This window comes from Streptomyces sp. NPDC101152 (assembly GCF_044768275.1).
Taxonomy (GTDB): Bacteria; Actinomycetota; Actinomycetes; order Streptomycetales; family Streptomycetaceae; genus Streptomyces.
Genome location: NZ_JBIWPO010000030.1, coordinates 38,673 through 61,304, shown reverse-complemented (window position 1 = coordinate 61,304; position 22,632 = coordinate 38,673). Strand labels below are relative to the sequence as shown.

General features: G+C 72.1%; 22 protein-coding genes. 16 read left to right on the top strand and 6 right to left on the bottom strand.

What is annotated here, in order from left to right; genetic code table 11:
* The first annotated feature begins 45 nt into the window (after positions 1-45).
* The 9 genes from ACIRVK_RS30840 (at position 46) to tgmB (ending at position 10,300) form a co-directional block, all read left to right on the top strand.
* On the top strand, positions 46-1,410 hold the full coding sequence (locus ACIRVK_RS30840; RefSeq protein WP_404252808.1) for an FAD-dependent oxidoreductase: 1,365 nt from the start codon (positions 46-48) through the stop codon (positions 1,408-1,410).
* A 282-nt stretch (positions 1,411-1,692) separates the two neighbouring features.
* On the top strand, positions 1,693-3,513 hold the full coding sequence (locus ACIRVK_RS30835) for a phosphatidylglycerol lysyltransferase domain-containing protein (protein ID WP_404252806.1): 1,821 nt from the start codon (positions 1,693-1,695) through the stop codon (positions 3,511-3,513).
* Positions 3,514-3,780: 267 nt separating this feature from the next.
* Complete coding sequence (locus ACIRVK_RS30830; RefSeq protein WP_404252804.1) at positions 3,781-3,996, top strand: hypothetical protein; 216 nt, start codon at positions 3,781-3,783, stop codon at positions 3,994-3,996.
* 461 nt (positions 3,997-4,457) lie between these two features.
* Positions 4,458-5,624: an FAD-dependent monooxygenase gene (locus ACIRVK_RS30825; protein WP_404252802.1), complete on the top strand. Its 1,167-nt coding sequence runs from the start codon at positions 4,458-4,460 to the stop codon at positions 5,622-5,624.
* A 2-nt stretch (positions 5,625-5,626) separates the two neighbouring features.
* Positions 5,627-6,592, top strand: coding sequence for a DUF1152 domain-containing protein (locus ACIRVK_RS30820; RefSeq protein ID WP_404252800.1), 966 nt, complete (start codon positions 5,627-5,629; stop codon positions 6,590-6,592).
* Between the two features lie 274 nt (positions 6,593-6,866).
* The gene (locus tag ACIRVK_RS30815; RefSeq protein ID WP_404252798.1) at positions 6,867-8,012 is read left to right on the top strand and encodes a hypothetical protein; all 1,146 of its coding nucleotides are present in this window, start codon (positions 6,867-6,869) and stop codon (positions 8,010-8,012) included.
* Between the two features lie 685 nt (positions 8,013-8,697).
* Entirely contained in the window at positions 8,698-9,033 is a 336-nt protein-coding gene (locus ACIRVK_RS30810; protein ID WP_404252796.1) for a YkvA family protein, read from the top strand.
* An 83-nt stretch (positions 9,034-9,116) separates the two neighbouring features.
* The gene (gene tgmA, locus ACIRVK_RS30805; RefSeq protein ID WP_404252794.1) at positions 9,117-9,308 is read left to right on the top strand and encodes a putative ATP-grasp-modified RiPP; all 192 of its coding nucleotides are present in this window, start codon (positions 9,117-9,119) and stop codon (positions 9,306-9,308) included.
* Positions 9,309-9,325: 17 nt separating this feature from the next.
* Positions 9,326-10,300 carry an ATP-grasp ribosomal peptide maturase gene (gene tgmB, locus ACIRVK_RS30800; protein WP_404252792.1) on the top strand — a complete coding sequence of 325 codons (975 nt, stop codon included), beginning with the start codon at positions 9,326-9,328 and terminating at the stop codon, positions 10,298-10,300.
* A 6-nt stretch (positions 10,301-10,306) separates the two neighbouring features.
* Here tgmB and ACIRVK_RS30795 read toward each other — a convergent pair whose 3' ends face one another.
* The gene (locus ACIRVK_RS30795) at positions 10,307-10,522 is read right to left on the bottom strand and encodes a hypothetical protein (protein ID WP_404252790.1); all 216 of its coding nucleotides are present in this window, start codon (positions 10,520-10,522) and stop codon (positions 10,307-10,309) included.
* 127 nt (positions 10,523-10,649) lie between these two features.
* Positions 10,650-10,901, bottom strand: coding sequence for a DUF5133 domain-containing protein (locus ACIRVK_RS30790; protein WP_404252788.1), 252 nt, complete (start codon positions 10,899-10,901; stop codon positions 10,650-10,652).
* A 169-nt stretch (positions 10,902-11,070) separates the two neighbouring features.
* Between ACIRVK_RS30790 and ACIRVK_RS30785 the strand changes: the two genes are divergently transcribed.
* Complete coding sequence (locus ACIRVK_RS30785) at positions 11,071-11,406, top strand: hypothetical protein (RefSeq protein WP_404252786.1); 336 nt, start codon at positions 11,071-11,073, stop codon at positions 11,404-11,406.
* 7 nt (positions 11,407-11,413) lie between these two features.
* Here the strand turns inward: ACIRVK_RS30785 and ACIRVK_RS30780 are convergent, their stop codons facing one another.
* A complete protein-coding gene (locus ACIRVK_RS30780) occupies positions 11,414-12,271 on the bottom strand; it encodes an aldo/keto reductase (protein WP_404252784.1) in 858 nt (285 codons plus the stop codon).
* Positions 12,272-12,515: 244 nt separating this feature from the next.
* Here ACIRVK_RS30780 and ACIRVK_RS30775 point away from each other — a divergent pair, with 244 nt between their 5' ends.
* Entirely contained in the window at positions 12,516-13,409 is an 894-nt protein-coding gene (locus ACIRVK_RS30775; RefSeq protein WP_404252782.1) for a Gfo/Idh/MocA family protein, read from the top strand.
* Positions 13,410-13,417: 8 nt separating this feature from the next.
* On the opposite strand, the gene ACIRVK_RS30770 is transcribed toward ACIRVK_RS30775, so the two are convergent.
* Positions 13,418-14,020: an AAA family ATPase gene (locus ACIRVK_RS30770; protein WP_404252780.1), complete on the bottom strand. Its 603-nt coding sequence runs from the start codon at positions 14,018-14,020 to the stop codon at positions 13,418-13,420.
* A 197-nt stretch (positions 14,021-14,217) separates the two neighbouring features.
* On the opposite strand from ACIRVK_RS30770, the gene ACIRVK_RS30765 reads away from it, so the two are divergent.
* Complete coding sequence (locus ACIRVK_RS30765) at positions 14,218-15,240, top strand: PP2C family protein-serine/threonine phosphatase (protein ID WP_404252778.1); 1,023 nt, start codon at positions 14,218-14,220, stop codon at positions 15,238-15,240.
* Here the strand turns inward: ACIRVK_RS30765 and ACIRVK_RS30760 are convergent.
* On the bottom strand, positions 15,212-17,470 hold the full coding sequence (locus ACIRVK_RS30760; RefSeq protein WP_404252776.1) for an MMPL family transporter: 2,259 nt from the start codon (positions 17,468-17,470) through the stop codon (positions 15,212-15,214). The two genes, ACIRVK_RS30765 and ACIRVK_RS30760, sit on opposite strands and share 29 nt — an antisense overlap.
* A gap of 167 nt (positions 17,471-17,637) precedes the next feature.
* Between ACIRVK_RS30760 and ACIRVK_RS30755 the strand changes: the two genes are divergently transcribed.
* Both ACIRVK_RS30755 and sthA read left to right on the top strand, forming a co-directional pair.
* Positions 17,638-17,844 carry a hypothetical protein gene (locus ACIRVK_RS30755; RefSeq protein ID WP_404252774.1) on the top strand — a complete coding sequence of 69 codons (207 nt, stop codon included), beginning with the start codon at positions 17,638-17,640 and terminating at the stop codon, positions 17,842-17,844.
* Between the two features lie 115 nt (positions 17,845-17,959).
* Positions 17,960-19,363 (top strand): Si-specific NAD(P)(+) transhydrogenase, encoded by a 1,404-nt coding sequence (sthA, locus tag ACIRVK_RS30750; RefSeq protein ID WP_404252772.1) that lies wholly within the window; start codon positions 17,960-17,962, stop codon positions 19,361-19,363.
* An 8-nt stretch (positions 19,364-19,371) separates the two neighbouring features.
* Here the strand turns inward: sthA and ACIRVK_RS30745 are convergent, their stop codons facing one another.
* A complete protein-coding gene (locus ACIRVK_RS30745; RefSeq protein WP_404252770.1) occupies positions 19,372-19,848 on the bottom strand; it encodes a DUF5709 domain-containing protein in 477 nt (158 codons plus the stop codon).
* 336 nt (positions 19,849-20,184) lie between these two features.
* On the opposite strand from ACIRVK_RS30745, the gene ACIRVK_RS30740 reads away from it, so the two are divergent.
* Both ACIRVK_RS30740 and ACIRVK_RS30735 read left to right on the top strand, forming a co-directional pair.
* Complete coding sequence (locus ACIRVK_RS30740) at positions 20,185-21,660, top strand: APC family permease (protein WP_404252768.1); 1,476 nt, start codon at positions 20,185-20,187, stop codon at positions 21,658-21,660.
* 11 nt (positions 21,661-21,671) lie between these two features.
* The gene (locus ACIRVK_RS30735) at positions 21,672-22,631 is read left to right on the top strand and encodes a hypothetical protein (protein WP_404252766.1); all 960 of its coding nucleotides are present in this window, start codon (positions 21,672-21,674) and stop codon (positions 22,629-22,631) included.
* Position 22,632 lies beyond the last annotated feature (1 nt).

The following is a 22,632-nucleotide window of genomic DNA, read 5'->3' as shown; positions in this document are numbered from 1 at the left end:
CTTCCCCTTCGAGTCGATCTGTCGCCGCTCGAAGGGAACCTGATCATGCCCCGCCCCCTGCGGGTAGCCATCGTCGGAGCCGGCCCCGCCGGGATCTACGCCGCCGACGCGTTGCTCAAGTCCGACGTGGCCGCCGAGCCCGGCGTGTCCATCGACCTCTTCGAGCGCATGCCCGCGCCGTTCGGCCTGATCCGCTACGGCGTCGCCCCCGACCACCCCCGCATCAAGGGCATCGTCACGGCCCTGCACCAGGTGCTCGACAAGCCGCAGATCCGCCTGTTCGGCAACGTCGACTACCCGAACGACATCAGCCTGGACGACCTGCGCGCGTTCTACGACGCGGTGATCTTCTCCACCGGCGCGACGGCCGACCGCGAACTGCGCATACCCGGCATCGACCTCGACGGCTCCTACGGCGCGGCCGACTTCGTGTCCTGGTACGACGGTCACCCGGACGTGCCGCGCACCTGGCCTCTGGAGGCGGAGAAGGTCGCCGTGCTCGGCGTCGGCAACGTGGCCCTGGACGTGGCCCGCATCCTCGCCAAGACGGCGGACGAACTGCTGCCGACGGAGATCCCGCCGAACGTCTACGAGGGCCTGAAGGCCAACAAGGCGCTGGAGGTCCACGTCTTCGGCCGCCGCGGCCCGGCGCAGGCGAAGTTCTCCCCGATGGAGCTGCGGGAGCTGGACCACTCCCCGAACATCGAGGTCATCGTCGACCCCGAGGACATCGACTACGACGAGGGCTCGATCGAGACCCGGCGCGGCAACAAGCAGGCCGACATGGTCGCCAAGACGCTGGAGAACTGGGCGATCCGCGACGTCGGCGACCGCCCCCACAAACTGTTCCTGCACTTCTTCGAGTCGCCGACCGAGATCCTCGGCGAGGACGGCAGGGTCGTCGGCCTGCGCACCGAGCGCACCGCCCTCGACGGCACCGGGAACGTCAAGGGCACGGGCGAGTTCAAGGACTGGGACGTCACCGCCGTCTACCGCGCGGTCGGCTACCTCTCCGACAAGCTCCCCAAGCTCCCCTGGGACATCGACTCGGGCACCGTCCCGGACGAGGGCGGCCGGGTCGTCCAGGAGAGCGGCGAGCACCTGCAGTCGACCTACGTCACCGGCTGGATCCGGCGCGGCCCGGTGGGCCTGATCGGCCACACCAAGGGCGACGCCAACGAGACGGTGGCCAACCTGCTCGACGACCACGCGAACGGACGGCTGCAGACGCCCTCCTCCCCCGAGCCCGAGGCCGTGGAGGCGTTCCTGGCCGAGCGCGAGGTCCGCTTCACGACCTGGGAGGGCTGGTACAAGCTCGACGCCGCCGAGAAGGCGCTGGGCGAGCCCCAGGGCCGGGAGCGGGTGAAGATCGTCGAGCGCGCGGACATGCTCCGCGAGAGCGGCGCCTGAGACCTCAGGAAAGCACCGAGTCACCGACGGAATACACCCGCAGCCCCTCGCCGCGTCCACGGCGAGGGGCTGCGGTGTTACAAGATGTAGGGTGCTCTTCGCCCTACACCACGTAGGCCCCGGCCCGCCCGGTAAGCAACCAGTAAGCGCGAAGGGACGGACGACGCTCCTCCGACTGGCGTTTCCCACAACTAAGCGATAGAAGAGGTCCGGCACGTGGCGGGCCGTCCCGTCCCCACCTGCATCGATCCCACCGCCCACTCCCCAAGGTGACCCGCAGCCATGACCGCCCAGCAGGCAGATCCGATTCCCCGTCGGCGAACCACCCCGGAACAGCCGCCCACACCGTCCCGACTGCGGGCGCCCGCGGCCGCGTTCACCGTCTGGTACCTGCGGATCATCGCCCTGCTCAACATAGCGGCGGTCGTGTCGGTGCCGTTCCGGCGCGAGGTCAACGAGCACAACACCGGCCGGATCTACGCCTCCCATGTGTCCCACCGGTTCCACGCCCACCACGCCGGCGACTACTTCACGCCGTACCTGGCCACCGCCGGCCTGGTCTCGGCCGCCCTCGCGATCTTCCTGTCCCTGGTGATGCGACGCCGGAAGCGGGCCGCCTGGACGGTCAACATGGTCCTGGCGGGGCCCCTGTTCGTGCTGTACCTCGCCGCACTCACCCAGAGCCCGTACCGCGGGCACCTCTTCAACTGGGCGTCGGCGCTGCTCACCGGCCTGTTCGTGGCCGCGCTGGTCATCGGGCGCCGGGAGTTCGAGGCGATCGGGGACCGGTCCAACCCGAAGCTGGCGCTCGCCGTCGGCGCGGGCGGCATCCTGATCAGCGGCACGATCGGCACGCTGCTGGTCAGCGCGACCAACAAGCTGCAGGGCGCCACCCTCTTCGACAAGGCCGCGTACACGCTGCTGCGCGGCATCAGCGTCGGACCGCTCGCCGACCGCGTAGCGGCCGTGCACGCGCCCCGCTGGGTCGACATCATCATCAACATCATGGTCGCGGCGAGCTTCTGCCTCGTCCTGTACGCCTGCTTCCGCTCCCCGCGCGGCCGTCAACTGCTCAGCGAGGAGGACGAGCAGCGGCTGCGCGAGTTGCTCGACCGGCACGGCGAGCGCGACTCCCTCGGCTACTTCGCGCTGCGCCGCGACAAGGCCGCCATGTGGTCGCCGACCGGCAAGGCCGCCGTCACCTACCGCGTGGTCGGCGGTGTGACGCTCGCCTCCGGCGACCCGATCGGAGACCCCGAGGCCTGGCCCGGCGCCATCGACGCCTGGCTCGCCGAGGCCCGCCGCCACGCATGGACGCCCGCCGTCATGGGCGCCAGCGAAGAGGCCGGCACCATCTACGCGCGGCACGGCCTGGACGCCCTCGAGCTCGGCGACGAGGCGATCGTCGACCTCGACGACTTCACCCTCGACGGCCGTGCCATGCGGGTCGTACGACAGGCCCACAACCGCGTCCGCCGGGCCGGCTACACCGTCCGCATCCGCCGCCACGCCGACATCCCGGACGACGAGATGGCCACGCTGATCGAGCGGGCCGACCACTGGCGCGACGGCGCGACCGAGCGCGGCTTCTCCATGGCGCTCGGCCGCCTCGGCGACCCGGACGACGGGCAGTGCGTGATGCTGGAGTGCCGCAACGCCGACGACGAACCACGAGCGCTGCTGAGCTTCGTGCCGTGGGGCGAGCAAGGACTGTCGCTGGACCTGATGCGCCGCGACCGGGACTGCGAGAACGGCCTGATGGAGTTCATGGTCGTCGAACTGCTGCTGCGCGCGAAGGAGTTGGGCGTGCAGCGGGTCTCGCTGAACTTCGCGATGTTCCGCGCGGTCTTCGAGCGCGGCGCCAAGCTCGGCGCCGGCCCGGTGCTGCGGCTGTGGCGCTCGATCCTCACCTTCTTCTCACGCTGGTGGCAGATCGAGTCCCTCTACCGCGCCAACGCGAAGTACCGGCCGGTGTGGGAACCCCGCTTCGTGCTGTTCGAGAAGACCAGCGACCTGCCGCGCATCGGCATCGCCGCCGCTCGCGCCGAGGGCTTCCTCACCACGCCCGCGCTGCCGCCTCTCGTACGCCGCAAGCGAGGCTGAATCACGCCGCCCTCCGGGGACCCGGAGGGCGGCGCCCCTCCCCACAGGTCGGATCCGCGTGCCGTCCAGTTCCCGGCCGGCCCTGCCGGACCGGGACGACCGAGGCACGCAAGGAGCACGAGCGCACACCGGACGGACGCCGCGCACCTGCTCGAAGCGGGGGCGCGCGTCCGGCCGTGTCACAGCGGGTATCCCTCGGGCAGTCCCCGCGGCCACCGGTCCGGACACCGACACGCCGCGATCCCGCATCCACGGAGGTGGAGCAGCATGCCCGACATCAGCGGACTCGAGCCCGTGGCCACGTTCTGCGGCAACTGCGACTGCGGCTGCCCCCAGCTCTTCGTCGACCCCGCCGCCCCCGCCGACCGGCGCGTCGTCCTCACCGACGACTTCGGCCAGCGCGTGCAGATGAGCGCCGCCCAGTTCTCCGACCTGGTCTCCGAGGCCAAGGCCGGCAGGCTCGACGGCATCGCCCTGCCCTGATCCCCCGCCACCACGACGCGGGTCGTCGGCGGTCCCTGGCGGTCGCCGACGACCACCGTCACGAAGAACACACAGGTCCCCCGCACATCTCACGGCGCCACCGGAGCCCGACTTTACGGTGGCCGAACCGCCCAGCGACGCCGCGGCAAACGGCGGGGCCCAACTTACCTGCGCATGACGACGGCTTGGCTCAGGTCCGCGCGGCAGGCGATCAGGACTCTGGGCCGTTCCCTGGGTGCTGTGTGCCGCGGTGTGCGGGGATTTCGCTGGCGGCCGCCGGCGGCGCCTCGGCGCACGCCGCCCTCCTGGCGACCGACCCGGGCCCCCAACTCGCCCCTGGCCATCGCGCCCCGGCAGGGCCGCGATCACGCGTCCGGGGCCTGGAACCGTTGCCGCCGGTGAGACGTTCCCACAGGTGCGGGTACGGTCACGGGGGCCGTACCGACACGAACGGGGTGAGCGTGGCACGCATCCTTGTCATCGGGGGTGGGATCGCCGGTACGGCGACGGCGCTGGCCCTGCACAAGGCCGGGTTAGGCGCCGAGGTGTTCGAGGCGCATCCCGGTTCGGCGGAGGACCTGGGCGCGTTCCTCACCCTCGCGAGCAACGGCATGCGCGCGCTCGCGCAGATCGACGCCTCCGCCGCGGTGACGGCACTCGGCTTCCCGCTGACCTCCATGCGGGTGCTCGACGCGGAAGGCGCGCGGCTGGCGCAGGTGTCCCTCGGTGAGGCGAGCGACCCGCTGCTGCGGTACCGGTGCCTACGGCGCGGTGACCTCAACTCCGGTCTGCAGAAAGAGGCGGAGCGACGGGGCATCGTCATCCGGCACGGCGCCCGGCTCGCCTCGGTCCGGCAGGACTCCGACGGCATCACCGCGCACTTCGCGGACGGCAGCACGGCGACCGGGGACCTGCTCGTCGGCGCCGACGGCCTCAACTCCACCCTCCGCCAGGCGATCGCCCCGGGGGTGCGGCCCCGCTACGCGGGTCAGCGGGTCTTCTACGGCTACACGAACGCCTCGACCCCGTCCGCGAAGGACGCGTGCATCACCATGGTGCGGGGCAGCGGGGCCGCGTTCGGATACGCCGTGTCGCCCGGCGGTGAGACGTACTGGTTCGCACGTGTGGCCGGCGATCCGCTGCCGGCGGAGGAGATCGCCCAGGGCACGCCGGAGCGGTGGCGGGAACTGCTCCTGCCGGTGCTGCGCAAACACACCACGCCTGCCGCGGACATCGTCGCGGCCGCCACGAGCGACGTCCTGGTGACCAACGCCACCGAGATCCCGACCGGCACGCCCTGGCGCTCAGGCCGGGCCCTGCTCGTCGGCGACGCGGCGCACGCGGCCTCCCCGGCGACCGGTCAGGGCGCGTCGATGGCCCTGGAGGACGCCGTGGTCCTCGCGAAGTGCCTGCGCGACGCCCCGGACACCGACTCCGCCCTCTCCCGCTACGAGCAACTGCGCCGCGCACGCGTGGAGCACAACGTCACCGTCAGCGGCAACATCTCCCGGGGCGTGCCGTCACCGTCCCCCGCACGCGGAAGCCAGGCCCCTTCCCGGCCCGGGGACGAGGAGTTGGCCCGACTCCTGGACTGGGAGTCGGACATCGCCGCCGCACGGCAGGAGTAGCGGTGTTCTCCCTCACCGAACCCGCCTTCTTCACCCGTCTGCGGGACGCACGGCGCGTGCTCGTCGCCGGGGCCGGCGGCGGTTTCGACGTCTACGCCGGCCTGCCCCTGGCCCTCGCGCTCGCGTCGGCGGGCAAGGAGGTCCATCTGGCGAACCTGTCCTTCGCCGATCTGCACGGGCTCGACCTGGACGTGTGGCTGGCCCCGGACGTCGCGGCCGTGCGGCCGGACACCGCCGCCCGCGGGGACTACTTCCCCGAGCGCACACTCGCCCGGTGGCTCGAGCGGCAGGGTCTGCCGGCCACGGTGTACGCGTTCCCGCTCACCGGAGTCGGGCCGCTGCGCGCGGCCTATCGCGCGCTGACGGACCATCTCGGCGGCGTGGACGCCCTGGTGCTGGTGGACGGAGGGACCGACATCCTCATGCGGGGCGACGAGCACGGGCTGGGCACTCCGGAGGAGGACATGGCAAGCCTGGCGGCCGTGCGGGGGCTGGACGAGATACCCCAACGGCTCGTGGCCTGCCTGGGTTTCGGAGTGGACGCCCATCACGGGGTCAACCACTCGCTGGTACTGGAGAACCTGGCCGCCCTGGACCGCGCGGGCGCCTACCTGGGCGCGTTCTCCCTGCCACGCGAGAGCCGGGAGGGCACGCTCTACCTCGACGCGGTGGCCGACGCCCGGCGCGAGACGCCCGCGCACCCGAGCATCGTCAACGGCTCCGTCGCGGCGGCCGTGCGCGGCGAGTTCGGCGACGTCCGGTTCACGGAACGCACCAAGGGCAGCGTACTGTTCATCAACCCGCTGATGTCCCTCTACTTCTGTGTCGACGCCCGCGGGCTCGCCCGCCGCAACCTCTATCTCGACCGGCTCGAGAACACCGTGCTGATGCGCCAGATCGCCACCATGATCCAAGAGTTCCGCGATGAACTCGCCGGGCAGCGACCGCCCCGCGCCTTTCCCCACTGAGAACTCACGGGCGGGTACATCGCGTTCCGCGGGTGACGTCCGCCGCCGCGCGAACGGGACCCGCCCCTAAGCGGATGGCGGGCGGGTCCCGTTCGCGGGCGTCATTGTGACGATTTTCCCGCGCGCGCGGCACGTGTGAACGCGCGTGCCTTGGAGTGGGCCGCGCGTGCCCCGAGTGCGCGCCGTACGTCCCGTGTGCCGACCCCGGGTGACCTCCGGCGGGGACCGCGGACGATACTGGTGGACGCACGTGCCCCCGCCGTCAGATGGACTCATGCGCATCTCCCCGACCGACCGCCCGACCCCTTCCCCGACCCTGTGGCTGGCCCGCGGCCGCTACGTCGGCGACGACGACGCCGCGGACGTGGTGCGCCGGACCCTGAAACGGCTGCGTGGCGCCGACGTCCTCGACGACCAGCACGAACTGCCCGGCACCGAGGGCGTTGCGGAGCAGTTCTTCGAGGCGCGCTGGACCGTGGACGCGGCCGTGACCGTGCGGGCCCGGTTGACGCTGAAGACCGCCTCACCGGGCGGCCGGGAGTGGGTGCTGGCGGCGGAGGCCGAGCGCGCGTGGGACCAGGAGTGGCCCTCGCCCGCGACCATGTTCTGGCCCGACGAGCCGAACGCCGCCTGGGACCACGAACCCGCCACCGACCTGCGCCTGCGCGGCGTGCACAGGCTGCCCACGGACGACAAGGACATCCGGCGCCTGCTGCGGAGCGCGGTGCGCGGCGGCTGGAGCGTCAACGTCGTCGTGCACGAGGCGATGACACCGGACGAGCGCGGCAGCCGGCCGCTCGGGCCGCTGCTGCCGCCTGGACTGCGCCACCGGGTGCTGGAGCACCGTGCCGCGCCGGACCAGCTGCGCATCGTCAACCGGGCGCTGCGTGAGTTCGGTGTGCAGGTGCCGCGCGGCGGCGCCGTCCTGTTGCCCACCCACCCGGCTCCGGCAGGTTTCGACGGGGACGACTTCGCCGTACGGACGGTCTTCCTCGACGGGTCGCGGCCGGTCGAACTCGTCGACGCGCTCGCCCGGTTCGTGGCGTTGCCCCCGCCGCTCCCGGAAGGCGGTCCGGAGGCGGTCGCCGCACTACGGGACGACTGGCAGCTGAGGACCGTCGAGGAGGAGCTGGAGCGGCAGCGGGGGCTGGTCGCGATGTACGCCGACGCGCTGGAGGCGATGACGAAGTCGCGGGATCTGTACCGGGAGGCCGCCGAACGCGCCCACGAGGCGCTGGACGCCTACCGGGACAGCGACGGCGCCCTCGCGCAGCCCGGGCCGGCCGCCCCGCCCGCCGGCTCTCCGTTCCAGCAGTTGAGCCGCACGCTGGAGCGCCTCAAGGGCTCGGCCCGGGGCCTTCGCCCCGCCGGCGACGCCAAGCCGGAGGCGGATCCGCCAGGGGACTCGGCGTCGGACTGACCGATCGCGGTCAGTCGCGGTAAGGCGTGCCGCGGCGACGGCGGCCGGTCCGGCGATCCAGCTCGGTGCGAGGGTGAGGTCGAGCGCCCGGGCCAGCCGTGCCGAGTGGAACGTGCCTCGTACAGCTGGGCCGCCGCGAGGACGGCCGGCACCATGGCCGCGACCGCGAAGCCGGGGAGGGTGGGCCGCAGGGTCAGCAGGGCGGCCAGGACCGTGCACAGAACCGAGGCACCGCGAGTGTGCCCGTAGGACTGCAGGTCGGCGCGGCCCCGGTGCAGCGGGAACCAGAGCATCGCGCACAGCAGCAGGGCCGCGGCGGCGACGACGCCGGGCCTCGAGTGGTGCGCGGGGCGGTGCTGCGGGGCAGCGGCGGCACGCGGCGGTGTCGGGCGGCACCGGGACGCCGTTCGGGCGTGGCGGCCCCCTGACCTCAGTGGGGTTCCATCGGCGTCCGGTGCAGCAGGGCCATCAGCCGGGTCGCGTCCTCGGTCGGGCTGCTCTCGGCGGCGGAGCGGATCGCCTCGGGCGCGCTGTCGGTGTCGCGCGGTGGCCGGGTCGGCAGGGCGACCAGAGCGGATGCTCATGCTCCGCGCGCCGGTGTGCGGAACCTGTGGACGTACGAACGGCGGACGGGGGAATCCGTGTAGGGGGCGGGCCGTTCGGCGCGCCGGACGGAGGAAGGTCCGTGGATACGGCCACAACGGTGATCGTCGTCGCCGCCGCCCTGGCGGCACTGGTCCTCGCCGTGGCCGTCGGTGTCCTGGTGCGGCTGGTGCGGACGCGGCGCGCTCTGCGCCGGGCCGGGCTGCCGACCGGGCCGCGCTGGGTGTTCTGGGGAGCGGTCCTGTACTTCGTGCTGCCGTTCGACATCCTGCCCGATCCCATCTACCTCGACGACATCGGCGTTCTTCTTCTCGCACTGCACACCCTCCGGGGGCCTCTGCGCGCGGCTCATGGGCACAAAATCCCCATGACTACGCAGAGTAAGGAAACCAATCACTCGTTCGATTCGTATAAGTGACTGGAAGGGCAAGGCAGTCGGCGGACCAACCGGCGCCCCAGGGCGCACACGGCTGGTCGGCGCACACCGACGAGGGAGAGACGATGCAACCGTTCGCGCTCAACTACGCACGTCCGGCGGTGGAGTTGGAAGCCACGACTCCGTACGTCTACGACGCCGGGCGTCAGTTGAACGTACTCATGGACGGCCGGGTCGCCGCCGGCGACCTCGCACTGCTGAGAGAACTGGGGACCACCACCTCCACCGCGGGCTCCAAGACCCACTTCGACGACTGAACGCGAAACCACCCGACATGACCGTGTTGATCCTGACCTGTGAAGAGGATGTGACGGCCGACATGGTGGTCGTGCACCTCGACGCCCTGGGGGTCCCGGTGGTCCGCCTCGACCCGGCCGACCTCCCGGGCGGGGTCGCGCTATCGGGGGAGTACGTCCACGGCACCTTCCGCGGCCATCTGCAGTCCGCGGGGCGCCTGGTGAGCATCGCCGGCCTGCGGTCCGTCTGGATTCGCAGGCCGGGTACGCCCGGCACGCGGGTGCCCGAGCCCTCGGCCTGGCTCACCGAGGAGTCCTCGCAGGCCCTCTACGGGATGCTGCGGGGCTGCGACGCGCGCTGGATGAACCACCCCGACGCGGCCCTGCGGGCCCGTCACAAGCCCTGGCAGCTACGGCTCGCCCAGCGCTGCGGGCTGCCGGTGCCGGCCACGCTGATCACCTCGTTCCCGCAGGCGGCCCGTGAGTTCGCCGAGCGGTACCCGGATCTGGTGGTCAAGCCGGTGTCCGGGGCGCATCCGCAGGACCCGCCGCGGGCGGTGCCCACCAGCCGCGTGGCACCGGAGACGGACTTCTCCGCCGTCGCCTTCGGGCCCACGCTGCTGCAGCGGCGCGTGGCCAAGAGCGCCGACATACGGTTGACCGTGGTGGGCGAGCGGATGCTGGCGGCCCGCAAGGCCGCCGAGGACACGGAGGAGGTCGACGTGCGTTTCGCCCCGCCGGGCGCGCCGTGGCAGCCCACCGACGTTCCGCCGCGTATCGCCGCCGCCGTCCGCGGGTACCTGAGCGCGGCCGAACTGGCCTACGGGGCCTTCGACTTCGCCGAGGACGCGGACGGGACCTGGTGGTTCCTGGAGTGCAACCAGTCGGGACAGTTCGGCTTCGTCGAGGTGGAGACCGGCCAGCCGATCGCCCGGGCGGTGGCGGAGTGGCTCGCGCGTCCCGGTCCCGAGCCGCGGGCCCACCTCAACGGCTCGGTCACGACTGCCGGTTGAGTCCGGTCAGTGGGGCAGCGTCCCGGGCAGCAGGGCGGTCCGCTGCCATCCCGCGCCCGGGGAGGTGGGGCGTTCGGGGGACGGGCCGGCACCGAAGGACTGCAGCGGGCGCATGACGTACTCCAGCTCCCGGGTGACACGCTCGGCCTCACGGCGAGCCTGGGTGGGGACGTCGCCGCGCTCGGCGACGAGTCGGTCGTAGATGGGGGAATCCTGGAACACCCGTCAACGCGCCTTTCGTGTGGTGGCCCATCACTTGGGCACAGCTGACGAGTGTAAGCGCCCGGGCCTGCCCGAGTGTGAATTCGCCGAGAGCGCTTGACCTCGGCCCGGCGGTGTGGGTGGCCGGTCAGGCGGCGGACGCCGCGCAGTCGTCTCCGCACCTGTCCACGCCGGTCATCCGGCGTGCGACGCGCAGGAGGGCGTCGGCCCGGGCGATCGCCTCGCGCAGGTCCGGGCTGCCCATGAGTTCGCACAGTTCGCGGCTGACCTCGGCCAACTCGCGTGCCGTGTGCGGCCGGGCCCGCTCCGCCTGTGCGATGCGCAGCGATGCGTACGTGGTGAGCAACGTTCTGACGACCTTGGGGTCCGGAACGAGCACGAAGCGCCCCTCTCTCGGTTTTCGCCTCGTATTCCCGGACAGGGCCGGACCATTCCCGTCTTCCGCCCCGGTACCAGGAATTGACGCAATACCGTCGCTCGACCCGATTCCCCGGGCCCCTTTCGGCGTTGAACAGAGAGCAACCATCCCAGCACGAACGGTGACCATCATGAACCGCTCCGGCCGCCTCCTCTGCGCCCTCTATCTCGCCACCAGCGGCGGGCTCGCCTCGACCACCGTGCTCACTCTCACCCACGGCCCGCGGTGGGCGGCGCTCCTGTTCGCCGCCGCGAGCGTGGTCCCCGTCATCGCGGTCGTGCGCGAGACCCTGATCCGTGACCTGCGGGCGGCCTGCGCGGGGCCGCGCAGGCCGGCGCGGTCGGCCGCCGACGAGATCGTCCGCGAGGAGCTGTACGCCGCCTGCTGCGAACGCTGGTGGACGAGCCTGGGCGCCGACCACGACGCGGGCTGCCCGCACCGGATCCCCCGCAGCAGCGCCGCCTGAGCGGGTGTCAGACGGCGTCGAGGCGGGCGAGTTCCTCGGCGCTGAGTTCGAGGTCCGTCGCGGCGAGCGAGTCGCGGATCGTCTCCGGGCGGCTGGCGCCCGGGATCGGCACGACCACCGGCGACTTGGCGAGCATCCAGGCCAGACACACGCGCTGCGGGCTCACCCCGTGGGCCTCGGCGATCCGGGCGAACGGCGCGTAGGTGGAGCCCAGTTCGCCTGCGCGGGAGATCCCGCCGAGCGGGCTCCAGGGCAGGAAGGCGATGCCGAGTTCGTCGCACAGCTCCAGTTCCGGCTCGCTGGAGCGGAAGGCCGGGGAGAACTGGTTCTGCACGGACACCAGGCGCCCGCCGAGGATCTCGCCCGCCTGCCGGATCTGCTCGGGGTTGGCGTTGGAGATGCCGGCCATGCGGATCTTGCCCTCGTCGAGCAGATCCCGGACGGCGCCGATCGACTCGGCGTAGGGCACCCTAGGGTCGGGGCGGTGGAACTGGTAGAGCCCGATGGCCTCCACGCCGAGCCGGCGCAGGGATGCCTCGCAGGCCTCCTTGAGGTGGCGGGGGCTGCCGTCGAGGGTCCAACTGCCGTCCCCGGGCCGCAGGTGGCCGCCCTTGGTGGCGACCAGGACGTCACCGCCGCGGTCGTGGGAGGCGAGGGCCTTGGCGATCAGGGTCTCGTTGTGGCCGACCTCGTGGGCGTCGCGGTGGTAGGCGTCCGCGGTGTCGATCAGGGTCACGCCGGCGTCGAGGGCGGCGTGGATGGTGGCCAGGGAGCGCTCCTCGTCGGGTCGCCCCTCGATCGACATGGGCATCCCGCCCAGCCCGATCGCGCTGACCTCGACGTCCCCGATGCGGCGGGTGTGCATGACCTCGTGACCTCTTTCGGCTGTCGTGGGACCGGATGGCGTCCGGCCCGCCGGACAGCACCACGACGGTGCCGGAACGCGTTCCAGCCTGACCCGCCCCGGGGCCGCAGGTCCAATAGAGGAAAGAGAACGCATTCAGCAGCCGGGCAACTGAATCGCCCGGGAGCGCCCACCGGCTTGCGCGGCGCGTCGGGCGGTGTGCGAGGCTCGCTGCCGACCAACGGCGCACAGGAGAGGCGGCGGCATGCGGATCGGACTGCTCGGTACCGGCCCTTGGGCGGCGATGGCTCACGCCCCCGCGCTGAGCGAGCACACGGGGCTGGACTTCGTCGGAGTGTGGGGGCGCCGTCCGGAGGCCGCCGAGGAACTCGCCGACCGGCACGGCACCCGGGCCTACGACGACGTCGACGCGCTGCTCGCCGACGTGGACGCGGTCGCCGTGGCCCTGCCACCGGCCGTGCAGGCCCAGCTCGCGGTGCGGGCCGCGCGGGCGGGACGCCACCTGCTGCTGGACAAGCCGCTGGCGACGACCGCCGAGCAGGGGCGGGCCGTGGTCGACGCCGTGCGGGAGGCACAGGTCGCGTCGGTCGTGTTCTTCACCAGCCGCTTCCTGACCCGGACCGATGCGTGGATCGCCGAACAGGCCGGGGCCGGGGGCTGGTTCACGGGCCGGGCGGCGTGGCTGGGGTCGCTGTTCGGCGGTGACAGCAGCAGCCCGTTCGCCGACTCGCCGTGGCGACGGGAGAAGGGCGCCCTGTGGGACGTGGGACCCCACGCGCTGTCCGTGCTGCTGCCGGTCCTGGGCGACGTCCGGCGGGTGGCGGCCGCCGCCCCCGGCCCCGGGGACACCGTCCACCTCGTCCTCGACCACGTCGGCGGCGCCTCCAGCACCGTGACGCTCAGTCTGTCCGCGCCGTCCGCGGCGGAGGGAGCCACCGTGGAGCTGCGCGGCGAGACGGGGGTGGCCGTCCTCCCGGACAGTTCCGAGACCACGGTCAGCGCTCTCGTCCGCGCCGCCGACGCACTGATCGACGCCGCGAGCACCGGCCGGCCGCATCCGTGCGACGCGGCTTTCGCCCTGCGGGTCACAGAGATCCTCGCGCAGGCCGAGGCGCTGCTGGAGGGAGCGGCCGGCTGAAGGGGGCGTCACGCACGGTGCACTGTGGCGGCGATGACCGAGTCGGCCAGCGCCGCCACGGAGAGTCCGCCGGTGTCGACGGGTTCGATCCCCAGCTCGGTGAGGGCGTCGACCATGAGCCGCTGATAGCGCTCCGTCCGCGCCAGGAAACGGTCCATCAGCGCCCGCTCAGGCTCCGTCGCCTCCGCGTAGCGGCCGCCCGCGTGCACCCGGGCGCGCAGCACCGCCTCATCGGCCGTCAGCCACACGGCGGCCGTGCGCGGGACGTCCAGCGCGGCGACCCGGACCGGCCAGAGCGCCGAGCCCTCCAGGACGAGGCCCTGGCCGCCGTCCGCCGCGTGGGCCTCGATCAGGGCTTCGATGCGGGGCCACAGCCGCTCGTAGTGCCCGAGAACCGAGGTGATCAGTTCGTCGACCGTCAACGAGGCGTAGTGCTCGGCGACGTGCGGCGGAACCTCCCGCTCAGGTGTCCGCCAGGGCCGCCCCGGATGGCGGGCCAGCAGGTCGGTCGACCGGCACGCGAACCCGAGCCGCTCCGCCACGGCCCGGGCGACCGTCGACTTCCCCACGTTCGACGTGCCGCCGATCAGCACCACCCGTACATCGCTCACGCCGTCTCCCCCGCCGCCCGTCGGTCACCGCACGGCCAGCATGCCAGTCGGCACCGGCAGCACAGGGCGCTCGGCGTGCGGGGCGGGTCCCGGCGTAGGAGCGTGGTGGTGTGCGAAAGGCTGGCGTCCCGTCACCGCGCCGGGAGCAGGTCCGGCGGGGCTGGCTGCGGGGTGCTCCGCCGCCGTGGTGGGTGAGGATGCTTCCCCTCGCCCTGATCGCGGGCGTGTGCGCTGCGACGCTGGCGAGCCCGGGTCCGCTCGACATCGGTTTCCTGCTGGCCGCGATCCCGCCGCTGGCCGTCCTCTCGTACGGCCCATGGGCGACGGCGCTTCTCGGGGCGAGCGTGGTCATCGTGCTGAACATCCCGGCCTTCCGGCTCAACCGACCCGGCAACGGCGACCTGTTGACCATCTCCTTCGTGGCGGTGCTGAGCGTGTTCGTGTCGTACGTGCGCAGTCGCCGCGACGCCCAGCTGGACCTGGAGCGGACGGTGGCCGAGGCGGCGCAGCGCGCGGTCGTGCCGCCGCTGCCCGAGCGGGTCGGACCGGTGCGCTGCGCGGGCCTGTACCGGGCCGCCCAGCACGGGACGCTGGTGGGCGGAGACTTCTTCGACGTGCGCCAAGGGCCCTACGGCGTCCGGGCCGTGCTCGGCGACGTCCAGGGGCACGGACTGTCGGCGGTCTCCACGGTCGCCTCCCTGCTCGGCGCTTTCCGGGAGGCGGTGCTCGACCAGCCGGACCTGGAGTCGGTCGCCGTCCGCCTCGACCGCAGGCTGGTGGTGGACTCCGCGTCGTCCCGGTACGCCGAGCTGTTCGCGACCGCCGTACTGCTGGAGTTCTCCCCGGACGCCCGCTCGGTGCGCGTGCTGTCGTGCGGTCATCCGGCGCCGCTGCTGCTGTGCGGCACGCGCGCCACGGAGATCGAGTTGGCCGCGTGGACACCGCTCGGGCTCGGCCTGTCGGACGACGGCCCGCCCGCCGGGCTCACGGTGCCGCTGGCGCCCGGCCACAGCCTCTTCCTGTCGTCGGACGGGGTGACCGAGGCAAGGGACGGCGACGACGTGTTCTACCCGCTGACCGACCGCCTGCCCGCCCTCGCCGACGGCGACCCGGCCGTGCTCGCCGACCGGGTCTGGGCGGATCTCGTACGGTACTGCCCGGCCTTCGACGACGACGTGACGATGCTCGTGCTCACGCCCGCGTCACCGGGCGCTCGCTGACGTCCTGCCGGGGGCTCAGCTCCTGGTCGCCCTCGGCATCGATGTGCGGCAGGATCCGGTCGAGCCAGTGCGGCGTCCACCAGGCGTGCCGCCCCAGCAGGGTCATCACGGCCGGTACCATCAGCAGCCGCACCACCGTCGCATCGATCAGGACACTCACGGCGAGGCCGAGTCCGAGCATCTTGACCACGATGTTGTCGGTGATGATGAAGGCCGCGAACACGCTCACCATGATCAGGGCCGCGCAGGTGATGACCCGCGCGGTGATCTCCAGCGCGTGGGCGACCGAGGCCTTGGCGTCGCCGGTGCGCAGCCAGGACTCGTGGATGCGGGAGAGCAGGAAGATCTCGTAGTCCATGCTCAGGCCGAAGATGATCGCGAACATCATCATCGGCACATAGCTCTCGATGGGCACCTTGCCGTGGACGCCCAGCGCGGGGCCGCCCCAGCCCCACTGGAAGACGGCCACCACGACGCCGTACGAGGCCCCGATGGACAGGACGTTGAGCGCGGCCGCCTTGACGGCGACGAGCAGCCCGCGGAAGACGGCGAGGATGATGAGGAAGGCCAGGGCGACCACCACGCCGATGATCAGCGGCAGCCGGCTCGCCACGATGTCGCGGAAGTCGACCTGGGCCGCCGTCGTGCCGGTGACGTAGCCCTTGGCGGAGGTGCCGGCGACCGCGTCGGGGAGCGTGTGGTCGACCAGTCGGTTGGTCAGGGCCGTGGTGTCGGCGCTCTGCGGGGACTGCTGGGAGTAGACGGTCCCGATCAGGACGTCCCCGTCCTTGGTGGGCGTCAGCGGGGTGACGGTGGCGGCGCCGGCGACGCCGTTGAGGGTCTTCTGCGCCTGGGCGGACAGGGAGGAACGCTGGGACGAGGAGACCGTGCTCTGGTCGATGACGACGGTCAGCGGGCCGTTGGAGCCGGGGCCGAAGGCATGGGTCATCAGGTCGTAGGCGCGCCGGTCGGTGAAGGACGTGGGGTCGGCGCCGTCGCCGATGTGACCGAGCTGGATGGAGAACACCGGGATGGCGAGGACGACGACGGCCGCGACACCGGCCGCGAGGAACTGCCAGGGACGGCGCTCCACGCGCTGGGCGTAGCGGTGCCAGGTGCCGTGCGGGACGGCTCCCGGTTCCGCGTCGGTCTCGGCGACGGCGCGGCGCACCCGGTAGCGGTCGATGCGTCTGCCGGTGAGTCCGAGGAGGGCCGGGACGAGCGTCAGGGCGCCGATGACCGCGGAGACCACCGTCACGGCGGCGGCGAGACCGAGTTTGCCGATGAAGCTCACGCCGGACGCGTACAGCCCGGCCAGCGCGATGATCACCGTGCAGCCGGAGACCAGGACGGCCCGGCCGCTGGTGGCGGTGGCATGGCCCGCGGAGCGCACCGGATCGGCGCCGTCCATGAGGTTCTGGCGGTGCCGGGTGATCTGGAACAGGGCGTAGTCGATGCCGACGCCGAGGCCGATCATCGTGGCCAGGGTCGGCGAGACGGTGGCGAAGGTGAAGGCGGCGGCGAGCAGGCCGAGCACCGCGAGCCCGCCGACCACGCTGACCAGCGCGGTGAGCAGGGGCATGCCGGCGGCGATCACGCTGCCGAAGCCGATGAGCAGGACGACGATGGCGACGGCGAAGCCGATGAGTTCGCTGACCCGGTCGTCGGCGGCGGGGCGGGCCAGTTCGCCGAGCGGCCCGCCGTACTCGACCTGGGCGCCGGCCGAGCGCAGTGGCTGGACCGCCTTGTCGACGCCAGGCAGATAGCCCTTGCCGAGGGTGGAGGGCTGGGTGTCGAAGCGCACGGTGATGTAGGCGGTCTTCCCGTCGGAGGACAGGGGGCCGACCTTGGAGACGGGCGCGGACAGCGGGTTCTGCGCGGACAGGACGTGGGGGAGTTTCTGCAGGTCACCGACCGTGGTGGACATCTGCGAGCCGAGCGCGGTCAGGGACTGCTGTCCGTCGTGCAGGACGATCTGACTGCTGTAGCCGCCCGCCGCGGGGTCGTGCCGTTTCAGGACCTCCAGGCCCTGCTGGGACTGCACGCCGGACAGGGAGAAGTTGTCGGAGTAGTCGCCGCCGAAGGAGCGGTTGAGCATCTGCAGCGCGACGAGGGCGACGAGCCACGCCACGATGACGATCAGGAAGTGGCGGGCACACCATTCCCCCAGCCGACGGAGTGCCCCTCCGGCGCCGGCGCCCGTGTCCCCCGCACTGGTGGTATGTGACATAGCACTGGCCCTTTTCGCCGGCCGGTCGCTGGTTCCCCCCATTAGACGCCCGTTGGATCACGTCGGCATCTCCGCCCGGTTCGGCCGGTACCCGTCCCCTCCGGATGCACCGCGCGCCCGCGCGTTGAATGGTGTTTACAGAAGCGTTCCGGACCCGAGGAGCACTCATGCCGATGTCACAGCCCGACGTGTCCGGGCCGTCCGAGGACCGCGTCACCCCGGACGCCCTGCTCCACACCAGCACCGGCACCGAAGTGTCGCCGGAGGACCTCGTCCTTGCCACCGGCAGGGACATCACCCCGCACAGTCTGGAATGGGCCAGGCGCAAGCTGGAGACGGAGGGCCCCGCCGCCCTGGAGAAGCTGCTCCCCTAGGGCCCCTGGCGCACCGCAACTGTCCGCGCGGCGGCGGAAGTTCCCGTCGATCGCGCGAGGACCGCCGCCCGTCCGCCCTTTCGAAGGGGGCCTTCGGACTGACAGACTTCCGAGGGTGCCCGACTTCGACATGCTCGTCATCGGATCCGGCCCGGGCGGCCAGAAGGCCGCCATCGCCGCGGCCAAGCTCGGCCGCCGGGTCGCCGTCGTCGACCGCCCCGACATGGTCGGCGGGGTCTCCATCCACACCGGCACCATCCCCTCCAAGACCCTGCGGGAGGCGGTGCTGTATCTGACAGGTCTCACCCAGCGGGATCTGTACGGCCAGAGCTACCGGCTGAAGGAGGACATCACCGTCGCCGACCTGACCGCGCGCACCCAGCACGTGGTCAGCCGCGAGGTCGACGTCATCCGCAGCCAGCTCTCCCGCAACCAGGTCTCCCTGTACGCCGGCACCGGCCGCTTCGTCGACCCGCACACCGTCGCCCTGCGCGAGGTCAGCGGCAACGAACGGCTGCTGAGCGCCGACCACATCGTCATCGCCACCGGCACCCGGCCGGCGCGGCCCGACAGCGTCGAGTTCGACGGCCGTACGATCATGGACTCCGACAACGTCCTGGACCTGGAACGGGTTCCGCGCTCCATGGTCATCGTCGGCGCCGGGGTGATCGGCATGGAGTACGCCTCCATGTTCGCCGCGCTCGGCAGCAAGGTCACCGTCGTGGAGAAGCGGGCCGGGATGCTCGACATGTGCGACGTCGAGATCATCGAGTCGCTCAAGTACCACCTGCGCGACCTCGCGGTGACCTTCCGCTTCGGGGAGACGGTCGCCGCGGTGGAACGTCATCCGCGCGGCACGCTGACCATTCTGGAGAGCGGCAAGAAGATACCGGCCGACGCCGTGATGTACTCGGCGGGCCGGCAGGGCCTGACCGACGAACTCGACCTGGACAAGGCCGGGTTGACGGCGGACCGGCGCGGCCGGATCACCGTCGACGAGCACTATCGCACCGAGGTTCCGCACATCTACGCCGTGGGGGACGTCATCGGCTTCCCCGCGCTCGCGGCGACCTCGATGGAGCAGGGCCGGGCGGCGACCTACCACGCCTTCGGGGAGCCGGTCGGGCGGATGCACCACCTGCAGCCGATCGGCATCTACACGATTCCCGAGATCAGCTTCGTCGGCCGGACCGAGGACCAGCTCACCGAGGACAGCGTGCCGTTCGAGGTCGGCGTCTCCCGCTACCGGGAACTGGCCCGCGGCCAGATCATCGGCGACTCGCACGGCATGCTCAAACTCCTGGTGTCGCCGCAGGACCGCACCCTGCTGGGCGTGCACTGCTTCGGCACCGGGGCCACGGAGCTGATCCACATCGGGCAGACCGTGATGGGCTGCGGCGGCACCGTCGACTACCTGGTCGACGCGGTGTTCAACTACCCGACGCTGGCGGAGTCCTACAAGGTCGCCGCCCTGGACGCCACGAACAAGCTGCGGCAGATCGACCACATCGGGGACTGAGGGGCCGGTCAGCCGTCCGGGAGTCGGGTGTCGTCCTCGACGACGTGGACGGCGGCCTCCTCGGCGCCGGCCGCCCCGCCGTCGATGCCCACGTCGGAGGCGACCGCCTCCTTGGTGGTGTCGGGGTGGGCGCCCTCGTCCGGGGCGACCAGACGGCCCGCGCGATCCGTGCCGGCCTCGGGGTCGACGGGTTCGCCCTCGCCGCCGGGCAGGTCGCCCACCGCGTCGCCGGGCGGCACGCTCACGTCGGGCACCTCCTCGGCGAGCCGTTGGTCGAGGCTCTCGCCGTCGTGCCGCTCGGCGGCCGTGGTGCCGTGCCGGGTGACGCCGAGCGGCTTCTCCGGCGGCGAGTAACCCTCGTCGAGGGTGTCGTCGTAGTCGCGTTCGTCGAGGGCGTCCTCGAGGTCGAGGGGCGCCGCGTCCTCCTGTTCCTCGTTGGTGCCGGTGGGCTGGTAGACGTCGTCGGCCGTCGGGTCGGTGCCCATGGATACCTCCTGGCGCGCTGCGGCGGATCGTTTCCCTACGGTGTCCCGAACCGCGTTTCCCGTTGCGCGCCGTCCAACCTCCCGGGTCCCTCGTGGCCCAGGAGGTTACCGCCTGGTCAATCTTGAAACGTCAAGGAGTGCGGCTATCATCACTCGCACACACCCTGTGACCGCCCGGCGACGCAACGGCCGGGCGGGATCCTCCTCGCCCTTCCACGCCCCTGGCCCGAGGCCACCCCTCTGCGGTCCGGGGTGAGTTCGCCACACCCCCCACCTCCCCCTTCGTCGTCGGGGCAGGGTCGTCGCACGTCGTGCAAGACGGAAAGCAGCGCAACCATGAGCATCAACAGGGGCAGAGGGCTGCAGGCCAACGCCCTCGGAACCTTCGACACGGTGGTGATGGCCGTCGCGGGCAGCGCGCCGGCGTACTCGATCGCCGCCACCACGGCGGTCCTCGTCGGCGCGGTGGGACTGGCCAGCCCGGCGGCGCTGCTGTACTGCGCGATACCCATGCTGGGCATCGCTCTGGCCTTCAGCTATCTCGGCCGCATCGATGTGAACGCGGGCGCCAGCTACTCCTGGGTGGGCCGCACCCTGCATCCCTTCCTCGGGTTCATCAGCGGCTGGGCGCTGGTGATCTCGGCGACCATCTTCATGGTGGCGGGCTCGCTGCCGGCCGGTTCGATGACCCTCGCCCTGTTCGACGACGGCCTCGCCGCCGACACCGCGCTGTCGACGGTGGTCGGCGCGGGCTGGTTCATCGTCATGCTGCTCGTGGTGCTGGGCGGCGCCCGCCTCACCGTCCGCGCCCAGCTGGTGATGTCCGGCATCGAGCTGACGATCCTGGCGCTGTTCGCCGTCCTCGCCCTGTTCCACACGGGACACGCCCGCGCCTTCGACTGGTCCTGGCTCGGCTTCTCGCACTTCCACGGCGTGTCCGGCTTCGCCTCGGGCGCCCTGGTCGCCGCGTTCTACTACTGGGGCTGGGACGTCACCAGCAACCTCAGCGAGGAGACCCGCAACAGCCGTCGTACGACGGGACTCGCGGGCCTGATCGGGGTGGGCATCGTCTTCCTGCTGTTCGAGGTGTTCACCATCGCGGTCAACGTCGTCCTGACCTCGCAGCAGATCGACGCCAACAACGCCAACGTGCTGGGCGTCCTCGGCGAGGAGATCTGGCCGGGGCTGGGCGGCAAGCTGCTGATCGTGGCGGTGATGCTGTCGACCATCGCCACCCTGGAGACCACGCTCATCCAGGTCACCCGCTCTCTGTTCGCGATGGGCCGCGACCGTACGATGCCCTCCGCGCTCGGCCGGGTGCACCGCGGCTGGAACACGCCGTACGTGGCGATCGCCGTGGTCGGGACGGTGGCGCTGGCGATGTTCATCGCCTCCAACGCGCTGGGGTCGGTGGGGCAGATCCTCTCCGACGCGATCTCGGCGATCGGGCTCCAGATCGCCGTGTACTACGGGCTCGCGGGCCTCGCCGTGGTCGTCGCCTACCGCAAGCTGCTGCTGAGGTCCGTGGGCAACTTCCTGCTCGGCGGGCTGTGGCCGCTGTTCGGCGCCGTGTTCATGTTCTGGATCTTCGTCCAGTCGCTGGGCCAACTGGCCACCGCGGCGGTCGCGATCGGCATCGGCGGGCTGGCCGTCGGGCTGGTTCCGATGCTCTGGTACTGGAGACGGGGCAGTGACTACTACCGCCCCGCCCGGCTGGACGCGACGCGCACGGTCGAGGCGGAGTACGACGTCCTCGACGCGTACGCGGCCGCGAACTCCCGTGCCCACGAGGGTTACTCCACCGACTTCTGAGGGAGACCCCGATGGCGCGCGACCGTTTCGCCCCCGACTTCGACCCCGGCTGCGGGGACACGGCCCTCACCAACGCCTCCCACGACATCGTCATCGGCCGCTGGCAGGGCCTTCGGGACCTGCTGCGGGCCACCGGCCCGGACTGGACCGCCCGCGGCCACCGGGTGCGGCTGCTCGCCCAGGCCTGCGCGAGCACGTCGACGGCGGAGTCGTGGCTGGCCGCCGAACCGCGCAGCGCCGACGCGCTGGTGCTGCGGGCGGCGACGGAGACGGCCCGGGCGTTCAACCTGGCGATCGCCGCGGGCCGGGGCGTGCCGATCGACCAGCACCGTGTCGACACCGCGGTGTCGGCGTGCCTGCAGGCGGCGGAGGCGTATCTGGACGACCCGACGCCGTGGATCTCGCTGATCTCGGTGGCGCGGCTGTACCCGTCGGGGGTGCGCCGGCAGGAGCTGGCGCGCTGGTGGGACGAGTTGCACCGGCGCGACCCGTACAGCGTGGAGGGCCATCTGCAGGTCCTGCACTACTACTCGGCACGCTGGCACGGCTCGCACGGCCTCATGTACGACTTCGCGCGCGACGCGGCCGGCGTGTCACCCGCGGGCTGCGCGCTGCCGGTGCTGGTGCAGTACGCGCGCGTGGAGGAGTACCGCTACGCCCTCGACGCCGGCCACGGCGGGCACAGCGCCGTGGGTCTGGGGCAGCACTGGAGCCACGACGGCGCCGCGAGTGACGTGCGCCGCACCTGGCAGCGCTGGATCCTGGGCCGTACGGACAGCACCATCGCCCCCGGCGAGCTGCGGGACGTCAACTACCTGGCGCACGCGGCCTGCCACGCGGGCGACAAGGAGGTCGCCGCCCATCTGCTGCGGATGCTGGGCCCGCGGGTGACGCGGACCCCCTGGTCGTACACGGGGGATCCGGAGCCGCAGTTCGTCAAGTGGCGCAAGGAGATGCGGGTGCGCGGCTGAG

Coding starts and splice junctions, on each gene's coding strand:
- ACIRVK_RS30840 (WP_404252808.1), top strand. CDS start 46: ATGCCCCGCCCCCTGCGGGTAGCCATCGTCGGAGCCGGCCCCGCCGGG.
- ACIRVK_RS30835 (WP_404252806.1), top strand. CDS start 1,693: ATGACCGCCCAGCAGGCAGATCCGATTCCCCGTCGGCGAACCACCCCG.
- ACIRVK_RS30830 (WP_404252804.1), top strand. CDS start 3,781: ATGCCCGACATCAGCGGACTCGAGCCCGTGGCCACGTTCTGCGGCAAC.
- ACIRVK_RS30815 (WP_404252798.1), top strand. CDS start 6,867: ATGCGCATCTCCCCGACCGACCGCCCGACCCCTTCCCCGACCCTGTGG.
- tgmA (WP_404252794.1), top strand. CDS start 9,117: ATGCAACCGTTCGCGCTCAACTACGCACGTCCGGCGGTGGAGTTGGAA.
- tgmB (WP_404252792.1), top strand. CDS start 9,326: ATGACCGTGTTGATCCTGACCTGTGAAGAGGATGTGACGGCCGACATG.
- ACIRVK_RS30785 (WP_404252786.1), top strand. CDS start 11,071: ATGAACCGCTCCGGCCGCCTCCTCTGCGCCCTCTATCTCGCCACCAGC.
- ACIRVK_RS30780 (WP_404252784.1), bottom strand. CDS start 12,271: ATGCACACCCGCCGCATCGGGGACGTCGAGGTCAGCGCGATCGGGCTG.
- ACIRVK_RS30775 (WP_404252782.1), top strand. CDS start 12,516: ATGCGGATCGGACTGCTCGGTACCGGCCCTTGGGCGGCGATGGCTCAC.
- ACIRVK_RS30765 (WP_404252778.1), top strand. CDS start 14,218: ATGCTTCCCCTCGCCCTGATCGCGGGCGTGTGCGCTGCGACGCTGGCG.
- ACIRVK_RS30760 (WP_404252776.1), bottom strand. CDS start 17,470: ATGTCACATACCACCAGTGCGGGGGACACGGGCGCCGGCGCCGGAGGG.
- ACIRVK_RS30755 (WP_404252774.1), top strand. CDS start 17,638: ATGCCGATGTCACAGCCCGACGTGTCCGGGCCGTCCGAGGACCGCGTC.
- ACIRVK_RS30745 (WP_404252770.1), bottom strand. CDS start 19,848: ATGGGCACCGACCCGACGGCCGACGACGTCTACCAGCCCACCGGCACC.
- ACIRVK_RS30740 (WP_404252768.1), top strand. CDS start 20,185: ATGAGCATCAACAGGGGCAGAGGGCTGCAGGCCAACGCCCTCGGAACC.
- ACIRVK_RS30735 (WP_404252766.1), top strand. CDS start 21,672: ATGGCGCGCGACCGTTTCGCCCCCGACTTCGACCCCGGCTGCGGGGAC.